The organism is Salinivibrio sp. PR5 (assembly GCF_001996085.1).
GTDB lineage: Bacteria > Pseudomonadota > Gammaproteobacteria > Enterobacterales > Vibrionaceae > Salinivibrio > Salinivibrio proteolyticus.
The window spans coordinates 42,415-60,693 of record NZ_MUFK01000005.1 but is presented as its reverse complement, the minus strand read 5'-3'; the positions used below and the strand labels follow the sequence as shown (position 1 = coordinate 60,693).

Here is an 18,279-nt window from a genome sequence, read left to right as displayed (position 1 = left end):
GATCTGCACCGTACAAGCTCTCTCTGCAAAGCTGTAGAGAGTGGTGTTAAACAATCCAGGAGCAAATCCAAATGGCTTTAAACCTTCAAGACAAAAAAGCAATTGTTGCTGAAGTCAACGAAGCTGCCAGTGGTGCCCTGTCTGCAGTAGTTGCTGATTCTCGCGGTGTAACCGTGGATGCGATGACTTCTCTACGTAAACAAGCGCGTGAAGCGGGCGTTTTCATGAAAGTTGTTCGTAATACACTGGCTCGCCGTGCAGTTGAAGGCACTGACTACGAGTGTCTAAAAGACACTTTCGTTGGTCCAACTCTGATTGCGTTTTCTAACGAGCACCCTGGTGCCGCTGCGCGTCTTTTCAAAGACTTCGCAAAAGAGAACAAAGAGTTTGAGATCAAGTCTGCTGCATTCGAAGGTGCGATCACTGACCCAGAGGTATTGGCAACACTGCCAACGTACGACGAAGCAATTGCACGCCTGATGATGGGTCTGAAAGAAGCATCTGCAGGCAAGCTGGTTCGTACTATTGCCGCTGTTCGCGACCAAAAAGAAGCGGCGTAATTGCCCTTTTACATTGGTTGCTTAATCTAATTATTGTTGACTTTAAAGAGAATTGTTATGTCTATCACTAACGAGCAAATCCTAGACGCAATTGCAGACATGTCTGTAATGCAAGTTGTTGAGCTAATCGAAGCAATGGAAGAAAAATTCGGCGTATCAGCTGCAGCAGCAGTTGTTGCTGGTGGTGCTGCTGAAGGCGGTGCTGCTGAAGAGCAAACCGAATTTGACGTAATCCTGAAAGAAGCTGGTGCTAACAAAGTAGCAGTTATCAAAGCGGTTCGTGGCGCAACTGGTCTAGGCCTGAAAGAAGCGAAAGCTCTGGTTGACGGCGCTCCTGCACCTCTGAAAGAAGGTGTTGAGAAAGAAGAAGCTGAAGCGCTTAAAGCTCAGCTAGAAGAAGCTGGTGCTTCTGTTGAAGTTAAGTAATTTATACTTAATTTCTTAGCCTGAAAGGGCATTGGCTGGTGGCTAAATAGCCACCGGCCTTTTTGCGCTGTAGGGCGGTAGTGAAATTTCCACCCCGTTTTATCACTGCTGACCATGCAAAAAAATCAAAGCAAGCGCTTTGATTTTCCTACACTAAACGGTGGTTGTTTAGTCACTGTCCCTTGTACTGGACAGTTTGGGTCACTTATCAGCGAGCTGAGGAACCCTATGGTTTACTCTTATACCGAGAAAAAGCGTATCCGTAAGGATTTTGGTAAGCGTCCTCAAGTTCTGGACGTGCCATACTTGCTGTCGATCCAGCTTGAATCTTTTGAGAAGTTTATCGAGCAGGATCCAGAAGGGCAATACGGTCTTGAAGCTGCCTTTCGCTCTGTCTTTCCAATTCAGAGCTACAACGGCAATTCCGAGCTGCAATACGTTAGCTATCGTCTCGGTGAGCCAGTTTTCGATGTCAAAGAATGCCAAATTCGCGGCGTAACCTATTCGGCACCACTACGCGTGAAACTGCGCTTGGTGATGTTTGATAAAGATGCCCCGGCTGGTACCGTTAAAGACATCAAAGAACAAGAAGTCTATATGGGCGAAATTCCGCTCATGACTGAAAATGGTACCTTTGTCATCAATGGTACTGAGAGGGTTATCGTATCCCAGCTGCACCGTAGTCCGGGCGTCTTTTTCGACAGCGATAAGGGTAAAACCCATTCCTCAGGAAAAGTGCTATATAACGCACGCGTGATCCCATACCGTGGTTCATGGTTGGATTTCGAATTTGATCCTAAGGATATCGTTTACGTTCGTATCGACCGTCGTCGTAAGCTGCCTGCATCGATTATTCTGCGTGCGCTGGAATATACAACGGAAGAGATCCTGGATCTGTTCTTCGATAAAGTTGTCTTTGAAGTCAAAGGTAAAGCGCTAGTCATGGAACTGGTGCCTGATCGCCTACGTGGCGAAACAGCCAGCTTTGACATTGAAGCCAACGGCACCGTTTATGTTGAACAGGGTCGCCGTATTACCGCTCGCCACATCCGTCAGTTGGTGAAAGATAACGTCGATCACATCGAAGTGCCGGTTGAGTACATCGCAGGCAAGATTTCTGCACGTGATTACGTTAACCAAGACACAGGCGAAGTGATTGTCTCGGCTAACCAAGAGTTAAGCCTGGAGACACTGGCGCAATTGTCGCAAGCGGGTCACAAGAAAATCGAAACCCTGTTCACCAACGACTTAGATCATGGTCCGTACATGTCAGATACCTTGCGTATCGACAACACCACGGATCGTTTGACTGCGTTGGTTGAAATCTATCGCATGATGCGCCCAGGCGAGCCACCAACAAAAGAAGCGGCAGAGCAATTGTTCGAAAGCCTCTTCTTCTCTGAAGATCGTTACGATCTATCAGCGGTGGGCCGTATGAAGTTCAACAGCTCATTAGGGCGTGATGAACTAACCGGTCCTGGCGTACTGAGCAAAGAAGACATCATTGAAGTGATGCGTAAACTGATCGATATCCGTAACGGTATCGGTGAAGTGGACGACATCGACCACCTAGGTAACCGTCGTATTCGTTCGGTTGGCGAAATGGCCGAGAACCAATTCCGTGTTGGTTTGGTACGTGTTGAGCGTGCGGTTAAAGAGCGTCTGAGCCTGGGTGACCTTGACAATGTGATGCCACAAGACTTGATCAACGCTAAGCCAATTTCGGCCGCGGTGAAAGAGTTCTTTGGTTCATCTCAGTTGTCACAATTTATGGACCAAAACAACCCGTTGTCTGAGGTGACGCACAAACGTCGTATCTCTGCATTGGGTCCAGGTGGTTTGACGCGTGAGCGCGCCGGCTTTGAAGTTCGAGACGTACACGCGACGCACTACGGTCGTCTCTGTCCGATCGAAACCCCTGAAGGTCCGAACATCGGTCTGATTAACTCACTGTCAGCGTTTGCGCGTTGTAACCCTTACGGCTTCTTGGAAACCCCATACCGTAAAGTGGTTGACGGTAAAGTGACCGATCAAATCGATTACCTGTCAGCGATTGAAGAAGGCCACTACGTGATTGCGCAGGCGAACGCCGCGCTGAACGAAGATGGCTCGTTCACTGATGAACTGATCACTGCGCGTGAGAAAGGGGAATCAGGTCTGCACCCACGTGACCATGTTCAGTACATGGACGTTGCAACCAACCAGGTTGTATCGGTGGCAGCCTCTTTGATCCCATTCCTTGAGCATGACGATGCGAACCGTGCCTTGATGGGTGCGAACATGCAACGTCAGGCCGTTCCAACATTGCGTGCGCAAAAGCCGCTGGTTGGTACGGGTATCGAGCGCAATGTGGCGGTTGACTCAGGTGTTACCGCGGTTGCGAAACGTGGCGGTATCATCCAGTCAGTTGATGCTTCGCGCATCGTACTGAAAGTGAATGAAGATGAGCTGGTACCTGGTGAAGCGGGTATCGACATCTACAACCTGACTAAGTACACCCGTTCTAACCAGAACACCTGTATTAACCAGCGTCCAACTGTGATGCCGGGCGACCAAGTGGCAAAAGGTGACGTACTGGCTGACGGCCCATCGACTGACTTGGGCGAGCTAGCACTGGGTCAGAACATGCGTATCGCGTTTATGCCGTGGAACGGTTATAACTTTGAGGATTCCATCCTTATTTCTGAGCGCGTCGCGCAGGAAGACCGTTTAACCACTATCCACATTCAAGAGCTTTCTTGTGTGGCGCGTGATACCAAGTTGGGCAGCGAAGAAATCACCGCGGACATTCCAAACGTGGGTGAAGCAGCGCTATCGAAACTGGATGAGTCAGGGGTTGTGTATATCGGTGCCGAAGTGAAAGGCGGCGATATCTTGGTTGGTAAAGTGACGCCAAAAGGCGAAACGCAACTGACACCAGAAGAGAAATTGCTGCGTGCAATCTTCGGCGAAAAAGCCTCTGACGTGAAAGACTCGTCACTACGTGTGCCGAACGGTGTATCAGGTACGGTTATCGATGTACAAGTCTTTACTCGCGATGGCGTAGAGAAAGACAAGCGTGCACTCGAAATCGAAGAGATGCAGCTGAAAGAAGCGAAGAAAGACCTGACCGAGGAGTTTTCTATCCTTGAAGGTGGTCTGCTAGCACGTGTTCGTTCACTGCTTTCTCAAGCCGGTTATACCGACAACCAGTTAGACGGCATGGATCGTAAGACCATGTTGACACAAACACTGGATGATGAAGCACAGCAAACCCAGCTAGAGCAACTGGCTGAGCAATACGACGAAATTAAAGCCGAGTTCGATAAGAAGTTCGAAACCAAGCGCCGTAAGATCACTCAAGGTGATGATTTGGCTCCTGGCGTACTGAAGATCGTTAAAGTCTACTTGGCCGTTAAACGTCGCATCCAGCCGGGTGACAAGATGGCCGGTCGTCACGGTAACAAAGGTGTAATCTCGAAGATTAACCCAGTTGAAGACATGCCTTACGACGAAAACGGTGTTCCTGTGGATCTGGTACTTAACCCGCTGGGTGTACCTTCACGTATGAACATCGGTCAGATCCTAGAAACACACATGGGTCTGGCGGCGAAAGGTATCGGTGACAAGATCAACCGTATGCTCAAAGAGCAGCAAGAACTGGCGAAATTCCGCGAGTTCCTGCAGAAGGTCTATAGTCTGGGCGATACCCGTCAGAAAGTGGACATCAGTAAACTGACTGACGACGAAGTACGCACCTTGGTGAACAACCTGCGTGACGGTCTTCCAACGGCATCGCCTGTCTTTGACGGTGCACCAGAGCCGTTGATCAAAGAGCTACTCAAACTGGGTGATCTGCCAGAGTCAGGTCAGCTAGCGCTTTATGATGGCCGCACGGGTGAGAAGTTTGAGCGTCCAGTAACCGTGGGTTACATGTACATGCTGAAACTGAACCACTTGGTTGATGACAAGATGCACGCCCGTTCAACTGGCTCGTACAGCCTTGTAACTCAGCAGCCGCTGGGTGGTAAGGCACAGTTCGGTGGTCAGCGATTCGGTGAGATGGAAGTATGGGCACTGGAAGCATACGGTGCTGCCTATACCCTACAAGAAATGCTCACCGTGAAGTCGGATGACGTTAATGGCCGTACCAAGATGTATAAGAACATCGTGGATGGCGACCATCGTATGGAGCCGGGCATGCCGGAATCTTTCAACGTATTGCTGAAAGAAATCCGCTCGTTGGGTATCAACATCGAGCTGGAAGACGAGTAAGCCGCTGGCTGACTCTCTCCGGTAAGAATATGAAGGCGCTGCCTGTCAGCGCCTTTATGGGTCAACTCCTCACAGGAGCCGATTGTGAAAGACTTACTTAAGTTTCTGAAAGCACAGCATAAGACCGAAGAATTTGATTCGATCAAAATCGGTCTAGCCTCACCAGACATGATCCGTTCATGGTCGTTTGGTGAAGTGAAAAAGCCAGAAACCATCAACTACCGTACCTTTAAGCCTGAGCGTGACGGTTTGTTCTGTGCACGTATCTTCGGCCCGGTCAAAGACTACGAATGTCTTTGTGGTAAATACAAGCGCCTGAAGCACCGTGGCGTCATTTGTGAAAAATGTGGCGTTGAAGTTACTCAGACCAAAGTGCGCCGTGAGCGTATGGGTCACATTGAGCTGGCTTCACCTGTTGCCCACATTTGGTTCCTGAAGTCGCTACCATCACGCATTGGTTTGCTGATGGACATGCCGCTACGTGACATCGAGCGTGTGCTTTACTTTGAATCCTACGTGGTGATTGAGCCAGGTATGACCAACCTTGAGCGTGGTCAGATGCTGTCTGAAGAGCAGTACTTGGACGCGTTGGAAGAGTGGGGCGACGAATTTGATGCGCGCATGGGCGCAGAAGCAGTGAAAGCACTGCTGGCGAACATGGATCTGTCAGTTGAGACAGAGCAAATGCGTGAAGAGTTGGAAGAAACCAACTCTGAAACCAAACGTAAGAAGATCACTAAGCGTTTGAAGCTGGTGGAAGCCTTCTTGCAATCAGGTAACAACCCTGAGTGGATGATCCTGACTGTGCTGCCTGTGTTGCCGCCAGACTTGCGTCCATTGGTACCGTTGGACGGTGGTCGTTTTGCGACCTCGGATCTGAACGACCTTTACCGTCGTGTGATCAACCGTAACAACCGTTTGAAGCGCCTGCTTGATCTTGCTGCACCAGACATCATTGTGCGTAACGAAAAACGCATGCTGCAAGAGTCTGTGGATGCCCTGCTTGATAACGGTCGTCGTGGTCGTGCCATCACTGGCTCGAACAAGCGTCCGCTTAAATCGCTGGCTGACATGATCAAAGGTAAGCAGGGTCGTTTCCGTCAGAACCTGCTGGGTAAACGCGTTGACTACTCTGGCCGTTCGGTAATCACCGTAGGTCCATACTTGCGTCTGCATCAGTGTGGTCTGCCAAAGAAAATGGCACTAGAGCTGTTTAAACCGTTTATCTACGGCAAGCTTGAGACTCGTGGTCTCGCGACCACTATCAAAGCGGCCAAGAAGATGGTTGAGCGCGAAGAAGCTGTGGTATGGGATATCTTGGATGAAGTCATCCGTGAACACCCTGTCCTGCTAAACCGTGCACCAACACTTCACCGTTTGGGTATCCAAGCGTTTGAACCTGTGCTTATCGAAGGTAAAGCGATTCAGCTACACCCATTGGTGTGTGCGGCCTATAACGCCGACTTCGATGGTGACCAGATGGCTGTTCACGTACCGCTGACGCTGGAAGCCCAGCTCGAAGCGCGTGCGTTGATGATGTCGACCAACAACATCCTATCGCCAGCATCCGGTGATCCTATCATCGTACCGTCTCAGGACGTGGTACTGGGTCTTTACTACATGACCCGTGAGAAGGTGAACGGCAAAGGCGAAGGCATGTACTTGGCCGGCCCAGGCGAAGCCGAAAAGGTTTACCGTACTGGCCATGCTGAACTGCATACGCGCGTAAAAGTGCGTATCAAGCAAGTCGATATCGATGAGATGGGCGCTCGTACCGAGAAAGTATCACTGGTTGATACCACCGTCGGTCGTGCCATGCTGTGGACCATCGTGCCGGAAGGCCTGTCATTTGACTTGGTTAACCAGCCGCTGGGTAAAAAGCAAATCTCTAACTTGCTCAACACCTGTTACCGTAAGCTGGGTCTGAAAGACACTGTTATTTTTGCTGACCAAATCATGTACACCGGTTTTGCCTACGCGGCACTGTCGGGCACCTCTGTCGGTATCGACGATATGGTGATCCCACAAGCCAAGTACGACTTGATCGAAGCAGCAGAAGCAGAAGTTGCGGAAATCCAAGAGCAGTTCCAATCTGGTCTGGTTACCGCGGGCGAACGTTACAACAAAGTGATCGATATCTGGGCTGCAGCGAACGAACAAGTTGCAAAAGCCATGATGGATAACCTGTCTAACGAGACAGTGATTAACCGTGACGGCGAAGAAGAAACCCAGAAGTCGTTCAACAGTGTTTACATGATGGCCGACTCAGGCGCACGTGGTTCTGCGGCACAGATTCGTCAGCTAGCCGGTATGCGTGGTCTGATGGCGAAGCCAGATGGCTCTATCATCGAAACGCCAATCACGGCGAACTTCCGTGAAGGCCTGAACGTTCTTCAGTACTTTATCTCTACGCACGGTGCGCGTAAGGGTCTTGCAGATACCGCATTGAAGACAGCGAACTCAGGTTACCTGACTCGTCGTCTGGTTGACGTAGCCCAAGACGTGGTCGTGACCGAAACCGATTGTGGCACCGAAGGCGGTATCCACATGATGGCGGTTATCGAAGGCGGTGACGTGAAAGAAGCACTGCGTGAGCGTGTGCTGGGTCGTGTCGTGGCTGAAGACGTACTGAAGCCGGGTACTGACGAGGTGCTTGCACCACGTAACACCCTGTTGGATGAGAAGTGGTGTGACATTCTTGAGCAGCACTCTGTCGATAAGGTAAAAGTACGCTCTGTCGTAACCTGTGAAACTGACTTCGGTTGTTGTGCACACTGTTACGGTCGTGACTTGGCACGTGGTCACTTGGTGAACCACGGTGAGTCTGTGGGCGTTATCGCGGCACAGTCTATCGGTGAGCCAGGTACACAGCTGACCATGCGTACGTTCCACATCGGTGGTGCGGCATCGCGTGCGGCGGCAGAAAACAACATCCAGGTGAAGAACAAAGGTTCTATGCACCTGCACAATGTGAAATCCGTGACCAACAGCGACGGTAAGCTAGTGATTACCTCGCGTGCGTCAGAGATGACCATTGTTGATGAGTTCGGTCGTACGAAAGAAAGCTACAAAGTGCCTTACGGTGCCTTGCTGAGCAAGAAAGATGGTGAAGCGGTTGAAGCTGGCGACGTCGTTGCTAACTGGGACCCGCACACCATGCCAATCATCACCGAAGTAGAAGGTAGCGTTCGCTTCGTAGACATGATTGATGGCGTCACCATGCAGCGTCAAACTGATGAACTGACCGGCCTGTCTTCTATCGTGGTCATGGATGCCTCTGAGCGCCCATCATCCGGTAAAGATAAGCGCCCTGCAGTGAAACTGGTTGATGCGCAAGGCAATGACATGATGATCCCAGGCACTGATATGCCGGTTCAATACTTCTTGCCGGGTAACGCAATTGTTCAGCTGGATGACGGCGCGAACGTTGGCATTGGTGACACCTTGGCGCGTATCCCGCAAGAAAGCGGCGGTACCAAGGATATCACCGGTGGTCTGCCACGTGTTGCTGACCTGTTCGAAGCGCGTAAGCCAAAAGAGCCAGCTATCTTGGCGGAGATCACAGGTACTGTTTCCTTCGGTAAAGAAACCAAAGGTAAACGTCGCCTGATCATCACCCCAGAAGAAGGCCAAGCCTACGAAGAGATGATTCCAAAATGGCGTCAGCTCAACGTATTCGAAGGTGAAAAAGTCGAGAAAGGTGATGTGATCGCTGATGGTCCAGAATCACCGCACGACATCTTGCGTCTGCGTGGTGTTCACGCAGTGGCTGAGTACATCACCAACGAAGTTCAAGACGTTTACCGTCTGCAAGGCGTTAAGATCAACGATAAGCATATCGAGACCATCGTGCGTCAGATGTTGCGTAAGGTGACCATTAAGTCTGCAGGTGATACCGACTTCTTGGAAGGCGAGCAAGTGGAATACTCACGTGTGACCATTGCTAACCGTGAACTTGAAGCGGAAGGCAAGCGTCCAGCGACCTATGGTCGTGACCTGCTGGGTATCACTAAAGCCTCGTTGGCGACTGAGTCATTCATCTCAGCGGCATCGTTCCAGGAAACCACGCGCGTGCTGACAGAAGCAGCCGTAGCGGGTAAACGTGATGACTTACGTGGTCTGAAAGAGAACGTGATTGTGGGTCGTTTGATCCCAGCCGGTACTGGTTTCGCGTATCATAAAGATCGTCAAGCCAAACGTGCTGAGCCTGAACAGCCTGTTGCACCACAGATTGATGCTGAGCAAGCCTCACAAGATCTGGCAGCACTGTTGAATGCAGGACTGAACGACGACAATTAATCGATTGTCTCGCACCATTGAAAAGGCACCTCCTCGGAGGTGCCTTTTGTTTTTCTGCCCTAGAGCACAAAAAAACGCCGCCAAGAGGCGACGGATTCGTTTATTCACTGATACGTATTTACGCGCCAGGCGGGTGAGCTAAGCTATCTGCAATGACACGAATTAGTGTGTCTTCTAACTCGAAACGTTGTTCCAGCAGCTCGCCGATCGCTGAGATGTCTTCATCAAAGTCGGGGAAGTGATAGTCCTCATCATCCCAATCAAGCTCACTAAATTTGTCGTTGAAATCGAGCAAAGGATCCGTGGTGTCAACAATGCGGAAATACAAGCTATCGGTTTCTTGTGTTGCCGAGAAGCCGGTAGACTGCCATCGCTCCATGACCATGTTATAAATCTTAAAATGCCCCGTGGAGATGTAATCGACCAAGTGATCGCAGAAGCGGTCAATTTCTTCTTTGCTGGGCAGATTCTGCTTCTTTTTTACCGCGACACCTGCCACGTTGTAGTATTCAACCAGCAGCTGACGACGTAACTCGAGCCAGTAATCGATGACGTCATCGTAACCGCTCCATTGTGCTTTAGTACGTTCAAGTTTTTTCAGCATGATCGGCGTCCTCGTGATCGATCAGCGAATGGGTGGCACTATATACGGCCAACTTAAAATTAACGGGCTGCTCAATCCTTTGCATCACGTTATGAAGTTAGATTGCCAGTATTCAAGTATAGCTGCAAGGCTAAGGAAGTGACCATGTCTCAGAATCAACAAGCCGTCTATTTGTGTGCGGTTGTCGACGGAAAACTCTGGCTTCCTCACGGTACATTGCCTTTGTTATCCCTATCAGAATTGCCGTTTGCGGTGCAGACGACGATCACCGTTGGTCATTATCAACACATCCCAGTGGTGGGGGCATGGAATTGTAACACCATGCTACCGAGTGATGAGATGGCGGACTTGAGAGCGCTATTATCGGATTTACCGGCTGACTTGTTTGCGCTAGTGGGACGAGTCGTTCAGCTTGATGTGATGCAAAAGCAGCAAGCATTTTGCGGCCGCTGTGGCCACCGTGCGGTATTGGATACACAGTCGGTGGCGATGTGGTGCGCCGTCTGTCAACGTCACGATTATCCGCGTGTGTCGCCTTGTGTGATTGTGGCGGTACGTGATGACAAGCGACTGCTGCTGGCACAGCATCCACGGCATAAAACCGGGATGTATACCGTGATTGCCGGATTCGTTGAGCCCGGTGAAACCCTCGAACAGTGCGTGGCGCGCGAGGTCAAAGAGGAAACGGGGATTGAGGTGAAAAATATCCGTTATATGGATAGCCAGCCGTGGGCCTTTCCTTCCAATGTCATGATGGGTTTTTTGGCCGACTATGCAAGCGGTCAGCTACGGCCAGATTATGAGGAATTGACGGATGCACAATGGTTTGACTGCCAATCACTCCCGCCAGTTGCACCTCAAGGGACCATTGCGCGGCGCTTGATTGACGCAAGCTGCGCGCTTGCGCAGGAATAAAAAAACCCGGCCGTAGGGAAGCCGGGGTAAGATGCGAACATAATTGTCTTTCGCAGACCTATTGTCGTTATGCGTTGGTTGTATCATGTGGTGAGAAAAGCAGCAATCATCGCCCACCCTTGGGATGACAGTTTTATGATCCTGTTAACAAAGGTTGGCTTTTGTTGCGACTCGACAGTGATACAATGACGCCTCTTTTCGCTCACAGGCTTTAACACAATGACTGAACTGAAAAACGATCGCTATTTACGCGCTTTACTCAAACAGCCAGTGGATTGCACCCCCGTGTGGATGATGCGTCAAGCTGGTCGCTATCTGCCAGAATACCGCGAAGTACGTGCGCAAGCCGGTGATTTTCTGTCATTGTGTAAAAATGCAGAGCTGGCGTGTGAAGTGACTTTACAACCTTTACGCCGCTTTGATCTCGATGCCGCTATTCTGTTCTCCGACATTTTGACCATCCCCGATGCGATGGGACTGGGTTTGTATTTTGAGACCGGAGAGGGGCCGAAGTTTGCGCGCCCGATTACCTGTAAGGCGGACGTCGATAAAATCGGCATTCCCGATCCTGAAGGTGAGCTGCAATATGTGATGAATGCCGTACGCACTATTCGTCACGAATTGAACGGAGACGTTCCCTTGATTGGTTTTTCCGGCAGCCCTTGGACGCTCGCCACCTACATGGTGGAAGGGGGCAGCTCGAAAGCCTTTACCAAGCTTAAGAAGATGATGTATGCCGAGCCACAAACCCTGCATGCATTACTCGATAAGCTTGCCGATAGCGTGACCAGCTATTTGAATGCGCAAATCAAAGCGGGCGCCCAATCGGTGATGATCTTTGATACTTGGGGTGGGGTATTAACCCCGCGTGATTATTACGACTTCTCACTCCAATACATGCATAAAATTGTGGATGGTCTGATCCGTGAGCATGAAGGCCGTCGTGTCCCAGTGACCTTGTTTACCAAAAACGGCGGAATGTGGCTTGAGAAAATCGCGGCGACCGGTTGCGATGGTGTGGGGTTAGATTGGACAATCGATATTGCCGATGCCAAAGCACGGATTGGTGATAAAGTGGCCTTGCAAGGCAATATGGACCCGTCCATCCTCTATGCTCAGCCTGATCGTATCCGTCAAGAGGTTGCGACTATCCTAGAAGGATTTGGCGAAGGGACAGGCCATGTCTTTAATCTCGGCCACGGGATCCACCTCGATGTCCCGCCGGAAAACGCCGGGGTGTTTGTCGATGCGGTGCATGAGTTGTCCCGTCTGTATCACGACTAAGCTAGCACGCTCGCCAATGGCGAGCGTTTTTTTACCTCGGTGCAGTGAACAACGCCTGTTGGATCTGCGTTTGCAGGGCTGGCACTACCTGTTCTTCAAACCATGGATGACGACGTAGCCATAACGTATTTCTGGGCGAGGGGTGAGGTAGCACAAAAGTGTGCGGTGCCCACTGCCGCCAGTGTTTGACGGTTTCGGTCAATGTTTTGGGCTTATTGGCTAAATAGTACTGCTGAGCATACTGGCCAATCAGCAAGGTCACCGCAACGTTAGGGAGGTGCGCTTTGATTGCCTTGTGCCACACAGGCGCACAAATGCGGGCAGGCGGCAAATCGCCCGATTTACCTTTGCCCGGATAGCATAGCCCCATCGGCATAATGGCAAATAAGTCAGGCTGATAGAATTGCTCGCGCGTGACCCCCAGCCATTCTCGTAAGCGGTCGCCACTGGGATCATTAAAGGGCAGGCCACTGTCATGGACGCGTCTACCGGGTGCTTGGCCGATAATCAGTACCCGCGCATCCGTACTGGCTTGGATCACAGGACGAGGTCCATCAGGTAGCCAATGTTGGCATAATCGGCATGCTTGTGCTGCGGATAACCCTGTCTCCAAATCCGAAAACGTCATCTAGTACCCTTTATCAAAATCGACGTGGTGGAGCAAAGGCTCGCCAGCATGCCAGCGCCGATAGTTATCCGTAAACAGCTTAAAGACCTGATCGGGGAAGCTAACGGCAGCAATATGCGGTGTCACTGTCACCTTGGGGTGTGTCCAAAACGGATGCGACTCGGGCAGGGGCTCCTGTTGCATCACATCCAAGACCGCGCCGCGAAGCTGCTTCGCCTCCAGTGCGTGGATCAGGGCGGGCTCATCCACGGTGGCACCGCGCCCTACGTTAATAAAGAAAAGATCCTGCGCATGCTGCCAAAACGCCGCATTCAGGCATTGGTGTGTTTTGTCTGTGGCGGGCAAAGTGCTTACTAACACATCAACCTCACGCAACCGTTGCTGTAATTCGGGCAGTGTCATGGTGTGATCAAACGCCTCGACAGACCGGCCGGTTTGGTTGGTGCCCAGTACCTTCATGCCAAACGCGTGAGCGACGGTCGCGATATACTGGCCAATCGCTCCTGTGCCTAAAATGGCGAGCGTTTGCCCATGCAATGACTGATAGGGCTGAGGCTGCCAGTGACACTGCGCTTGCTGTTTGGCGTACTGACCAATATGGCGAGTATTCGTCAGTAGGTGTCCGAAAACATATTCGGCCATCAAGGGGCCAAAAATACCGCGCACATTGGTGAGCTGATAGTGGCGGAACGGCGCCTGAATCAGCGCATCGGTCCCAGCGAAGGTGGATTGCAACCAGCGCAACGCGTTGGCATGAGGCAGCTTTGACACGGCAAGCGGTGGGTCAGCTAGCCAGATCGTGGCCTCTGCTGCGTTATGGGTGACGGCGAGATCGGGGAGTTGGGCCGCTGCCAGTAATTGATGGTAGGTCGCAGCATGCTCACTGATCACATAAACTTTATCCACAAAGGCTCCTTTTTATGGGGCGGTGAATCAAGTACACTTGCACCCAATTTACCGACGGACAATTGTCCCCCGTTATTTAAGATCAATTGGCTATGTTAAGAAACCCCTTACAACTGCGTTTGGAAAAATGTGAGACTTGGCAGCACGTCAGTTTTATGGCTGCGCTGGTGGAGCGTATGTACCCTAACTATGCCCTTTACTGTGCGCAAACTGAATTTGCCGACCCGCAAGCGTTTCGCAATATTCTTGATGCAGTGTGGGAATCACAAACAGTGAAAGGGGCCAAAATTGACTTTGAGCGACAGCTAGAAAAGCTGGAACCATTGATCCCTGCGCTCACCGATGACGCGATTTACCTCACTTATCCAGCCATTGATGCCTGCGCGGCATTATCACACCTTCTTCACGCCTTGCTTGACCGTGATGAAATGCTGACCATTACGCTGAAAGTGAGCCAGCAGTCGGTGATGAGCGTCGCGCAACTGGAAGAAGCACAAACCGGCGATGCAGTCACCGATGAAAACCAGAAGGCGAATGAAGCTGTGTGTGATGAATGGGACGCGCAGTGGGCGATTTTCCGGGTACTGAAAAGTGCGGAAACCCGCGACGTTGAGATGCTCAAAGGCATTCGCCAAGAGTTACGCGAGGCGGGTGTGAGCAACTTAGGATTAAGTCTCTGAACCGCGGAAAATGAGATAAAAAAGGCGGCTTCGGCCGCCTTTTGTGTTTAGGTTATCCCGATGACTCATCCGATTGGCGCTGTACCGGCGGTTCATCGTCGTCTTGGCTCTCAATCATCTTATGCTGCTTTTTCCATGACTCCCAACGCTGGTAGGCCAATTGCTGCATATCGGTGACAGTATCCGCTTCATCAATGATCTCGCGGCCGGTTAAGTACTCGAAAATATCTTCCAGCGTGATAATCCCTTGCACCGTCCCGTACTCGTCTACGATCATCGCTAATTGCGCGCGACGGATCATTAAGATATCGAACGCTTGTAATACGCTATTGCCGGGCAAAATCACCGCGAGTGGACGCATAAGGTCACCCAAGGTGGTACGTCGAGCCCCGCGTGTCTTGGCGGCATAGATATCGGATTTGTGGACAAAACCTAAAATATCATCACGCTGTTCGCCATAAATCAACGGGCGCGAGAAGGGACAATCACTGTGCTCGGTTAGAAAGGTATCTACACTCATCTCCGCCGGGACACGAAAGAGCACTGGGCGTGGGGTCATCAACTGCGTGGCAGGGAGCTCACGCAGTTTCAACATGTTGTTGAGCATCTGGGTTTCATCTTCACCCATTTCACCACTTTCTGAGGCGAGCATCGCCATGGCCGAGATTTCATCACGCAGTTTGACATGGGTCGCGTCAGAGCTAAGACGCTTGGTTATTTGCTCGGATACCCACACAAAGGGGGTCAGGCCCCATACCATCCACTTCAATACAATCGCCGCCCCTGGCGCCAATTGCGGCCAGAAGTTGGCACCAATGGTTTTTGGGATAATCTCGGAGAGTAATAAAATAGCCAGTGTGAGTACTGCGGAGAATACCCCAACCCATGCATCGCCAAACACATTGGCCGCTTGTGCCCCTGCACCTGCTGCCCCCACGGTGTGCGCAATGGTGTTTAAGGTGAGGATCGAAGCCAGTGGTCGGTCGATATTATCTTTTAAGGCGGTCAGTTTCGCCGCGGCTGGGTGTTCTTGCTGACGGAGATTCGCCAAATAGCTTGGCGTAATACTCAATAGGATTGCTTCAAGCACAGAACAAATGAAAGATACACCAATAGATAATGAGATAAATAGGACAAGAGTCAGCATATATTCCCGAGTATGAAAGCCAGTCGTCCCCTTAAAGATCAGGCCAGTGGCGGGCTTTTACAACCATTCAAATGAGAAAAAGCGCAACAAATTGTGAGATCGCGCTCAGTTTGTGGTTAAAGAGCCTCCATATAGTCTCACCAAGCGCCACAAACCTTTGCCAGCCGGGCTTCTTTTGAATTAGAGTGAGCTCGTCTCTAAAAAAACCTAGAAGGGAAGACATAATGAACAAGACCCAACTGATCGACCTGATCGCTGAAAAAGCCGACCTTTCAAAAGCGCAAGCAAAAGCAGCACTGGAAGCGACTTTGGGCGGAATTGAAGGTGCCCTAAAAGAAGGCGAGCAGGTGCAACTGATTGGCTTCGGTACGTTTAAAGTAAACCACCGTGCAGCGCGCACGGGTCGTAACCCACAGACGGGTCAAGAGATCCAAATTTCAGCGGCTAACGTGCCAGCCTTTGTGGCAGGTAAAGCACTGAAAGACGCGGTTAAGTAAGCGTCAATCGTCATTATCGCCATAGCCTCTGCTATGGCGTTTTTGTCTCTGGGTGACGCAAAATGCGAAGAGTATGGGCGTTATCGCTGATCATACTGCTCACGGCCTGTAGCCGTGGCGAACCCCCTAAGCCTGTCACACGGGTAACAGCCTCTGTTGCGGGTGACCACAGTGCGGTCTATTGGCTCGATAGCCAACAGGGGCGCCCAATCAGCTTGTCAGAGCATGTTTGGCAAGGGGATTACGGCGAGTATCGCGGCGAATATGTGTGGCGAGATGGCCAATTACGTGCCTTAAAGCGTGAAGGTGAACAGCTCGCAGATAATACGCGTGTCCCTTTTTCTCTCCATGTCCGTTTTGATGCCAGTGGCGAACCTGTATTTCAACGCTATCGCCAAGATGGCGCGATTATTCCCCTCGACAGTGCTGCGTTAACGCGCCTGTATCAAGAGTCCAATCAGATCCTCGGCCAAGCCCAAGGCCAAATCGCGCGCAATGTGTCTGTCTTGCAGGGACAGCGAATAGGTGAATATTGGGTAGATTGCCGTGGCGAACGGCAGCGTTGGGTCTTTGATGATGCGATCCCGCCTGTGGTGGTGAGCAAGCTGCTCCAGCCGGGTACCTTTGTGATTGGCGCTGGGAATCCCGGTATTGGCAAAGATACCATCGATGCCTTGGTCATGGTGCGCCGTGAAAAGGCGTGCTTAACCCGTCCTCAGCTATTGGCAGAATAAAAAATGCGCCCCGAAGGCGCATTGTGGCAGAGTCTCGGTCACTGATTTACTTATGATGTAGCGTTTTCGCGGGCGATGGCGCGATGGGCAATATCACGGCGGTAAAAGCAGCCCGGCCACTGGATCATGGCAGCCAGCGTATCAGCCCCTTGTTTTGCCGTGGTCACATTCTCACCTAATGCGGTAGCACAGAGTACACGCCCGCCAGCGGTCACGATATCGCCGTCTTTTAGCGCGGTACCTGCGTGAAACACTTTGGCCGTCTCACTATCGGTGGGCAACCCAGTGATACGATCGCCTTTTCGATACTCACCTGGATAGCCGCCAGCGGCTAAGACCACACCCACGGCTGCACGCGGATCCCAGTGAGACTCGACCTTATCAAGGCGTCCCTCTGTGCCCGCCAAGCAAAGCGCAACCAAGTCAGATTGCAAGCGCATCATAATTGGTTGGGTTTCCGGATCGCCGAAGCGACAGTTAAACTCGACCACTTTTGGGGTGCCATCGGCGGTAATCATGAGTCCTGCGTACAAAAAGCCGGTGTAGGGCACACCGTCTTCGTGCATCCCTTTCACGGTGGGCATGATCACCTCGTCCATCACGCGTTGATGGATTGCATCGGTGACCACAGGCGCGGGCGAGTATGCACCCATACCGCCGGTATTAAGGCCGGTATCGCCTTCTCCGACCCGTTTGTGGTCTTGGCTGGTGGCCATTGGCAGCACATGCTCACCATCGACCATGACGATAAAGCTTGCTTCTTCACCTTGCAGAAATTCCTCGATGACCACTCGGTGACCGGCTTCACCAAACGCATTGCCCGAGAGCATATCGCGCACTGCCTCGGTGGCTTCTTGCTCGGTCATCGCGACAATGACCCCTTTTCCAGCAGCAAGGCCGTCGGCTTTGACCACAATGGGCGCGCCTTTTTCCTCGATGTAGGCTAATGCGGGCTCTACCGTCGAAAAGGTTTGGTAGTCAGCGGTGGGAATGCCATGTCGCGCTAAAAAGTCTTTACTGAAGGCTTTCGAGCCCTCAAGTTGCGCGGCCGCTTGAGTAGGACCAAAGATGGCCAAGCCGTGCTCGCGGAAGGCATCGACCACGCCCAACACCAAAGGTGCTTCAGGGCCCACGATGGTCAAATCAATTTGTTGCTCGCGGGCAAAGGCCAGTAATCCTTCAACGTCATCAGCCGCGATCGCAATATTACTCAACTTGGTTTCATGCGCGGTGCCGGCGTTTCCCGGCGCGCAATACACGAGCTCAACGTTGGATGATTGGGCGGCTTTCCACGCCAGCGCATGTTCGCGGCCACCGCCACCAATAACTAATACCTTCATGTGTT

At 51.5% G+C, this 18,279-nt stretch carries 14 protein-coding genes; 9 read left to right on the top strand and 5 right to left on the bottom strand.

The window, feature by feature from the left end:
- Positions 1 to 71: 71 nt before the first annotated feature.
- From rplJ to rpoC, 4 genes are all read left to right on the top strand, one after another.
- Positions 72 to 560, top strand: a complete 489-nt coding sequence (gene rplJ, locus BZG82_RS03425) for a 50S ribosomal protein L10 (protein WP_069587000.1) — start codon at positions 72 to 74, stop codon at positions 558 to 560.
- A 57-nt stretch (positions 561 to 617) separates the two neighbouring features.
- Complete coding sequence (gene rplL, locus BZG82_RS03420) at positions 618 to 986, top strand: 50S ribosomal protein L7/L12 (protein ID WP_069586999.1); 369 nt, start codon at positions 618 to 620, stop codon at positions 984 to 986.
- Between the two features lie 228 nt (positions 987 to 1,214).
- Complete coding sequence (rpoB, locus tag BZG82_RS03415; protein ID WP_077765220.1) at positions 1,215 to 5,240, top strand: DNA-directed RNA polymerase subunit beta; 4,026 nt, start codon at positions 1,215 to 1,217, stop codon at positions 5,238 to 5,240.
- Positions 5,241 to 5,324: 84 nt separating this feature from the next.
- Positions 5,325 to 9,539: a DNA-directed RNA polymerase subunit beta' gene (rpoC, locus tag BZG82_RS03410; RefSeq protein ID WP_069586997.1), complete on the top strand. Its 4,215-nt coding sequence runs from the start codon at positions 5,325 to 5,327 to the stop codon at positions 9,537 to 9,539.
- A 118-nt stretch (positions 9,540 to 9,657) separates the two neighbouring features.
- Here the strand turns inward: rpoC and BZG82_RS03405 are convergent, their stop codons facing one another.
- Complete coding sequence (locus BZG82_RS03405; RefSeq protein WP_077479062.1) at positions 9,658 to 10,143, bottom strand: Rsd/AlgQ family anti-sigma factor; 486 nt, start codon at positions 10,141 to 10,143, stop codon at positions 9,658 to 9,660.
- 144 nt (positions 10,144 to 10,287) lie between these two features.
- On the opposite strand from BZG82_RS03405, the gene nudC reads away from it, so the two are divergent.
- Complete coding sequence (gene nudC, locus BZG82_RS03400; RefSeq protein WP_077479063.1) at positions 10,288 to 11,058, top strand: NAD(+) diphosphatase; 771 nt, start codon at positions 10,288 to 10,290, stop codon at positions 11,056 to 11,058.
- A 219-nt stretch (positions 11,059 to 11,277) separates the two neighbouring features.
- Positions 11,278 to 12,342 carry a uroporphyrinogen decarboxylase gene (gene hemE / locus BZG82_RS03395; protein WP_077479064.1) on the top strand — a complete coding sequence of 355 codons (1,065 nt, stop codon included), beginning with the start codon at positions 11,278 to 11,280 and terminating at the stop codon, positions 12,340 to 12,342.
- 31 nt (positions 12,343 to 12,373) lie between these two features.
- Here hemE and BZG82_RS03390 read toward each other — a convergent pair whose 3' ends face one another.
- Positions 12,374 to 12,970: a uracil-DNA glycosylase family protein gene (locus tag BZG82_RS03390; protein ID WP_077479065.1), complete on the bottom strand. Its 597-nt coding sequence runs from the start codon at positions 12,968 to 12,970 to the stop codon at positions 12,374 to 12,376.
- Positions 12,971 to 13,876: a D-2-hydroxyacid dehydrogenase gene (locus BZG82_RS03385; RefSeq protein ID WP_077765163.1), complete on the bottom strand. Its 906-nt coding sequence runs from the start codon at positions 13,874 to 13,876 to the stop codon at positions 12,971 to 12,973. It lies immediately after the preceding gene.
- 92 nt (positions 13,877 to 13,968) lie between these two features.
- Here BZG82_RS03385 and BZG82_RS03380 point away from each other — a divergent pair, with 92 nt between their 5' ends.
- On the top strand, positions 13,969 to 14,556 hold the full coding sequence (locus BZG82_RS03380) for a YjaG family protein (RefSeq protein ID WP_077676096.1): 588 nt from the start codon (positions 13,969 to 13,971) through the stop codon (positions 14,554 to 14,556).
- A gap of 52 nt (positions 14,557 to 14,608) precedes the next feature.
- On the opposite strand, the gene BZG82_RS03375 is transcribed toward BZG82_RS03380, so the two are convergent.
- Entirely contained in the window at positions 14,609 to 15,703 is a 1,095-nt protein-coding gene (locus BZG82_RS03375) for a CNNM domain-containing protein (RefSeq protein ID WP_077456049.1), read from the bottom strand.
- A 224-nt stretch (positions 15,704 to 15,927) separates the two neighbouring features.
- Between BZG82_RS03375 and hupA the strand changes: the two genes are divergently transcribed.
- Both hupA and BZG82_RS03365 read left to right on the top strand, forming a co-directional pair.
- A complete protein-coding gene (gene hupA, locus BZG82_RS03370; protein ID WP_069586989.1) occupies positions 15,928 to 16,200 on the top strand; it encodes a nucleoid-associated protein HU-alpha in 273 nt (90 codons plus the stop codon).
- 62 nt (positions 16,201 to 16,262) lie between these two features.
- A complete protein-coding gene (locus BZG82_RS03365) occupies positions 16,263 to 16,934 on the top strand; it encodes a DUF1481 domain-containing protein (RefSeq protein WP_077765162.1) in 672 nt (223 codons plus the stop codon).
- 50 nt (positions 16,935 to 16,984) lie between these two features.
- Here BZG82_RS03365 and purD read toward each other — a convergent pair whose 3' ends face one another.
- Entirely contained in the window at positions 16,985 to 18,274 is a 1,290-nt protein-coding gene (gene purD, locus BZG82_RS03360) for a phosphoribosylamine--glycine ligase (protein ID WP_077765161.1), read from the bottom strand.
- Positions 18,275 to 18,279 lie beyond the last annotated feature (5 nt).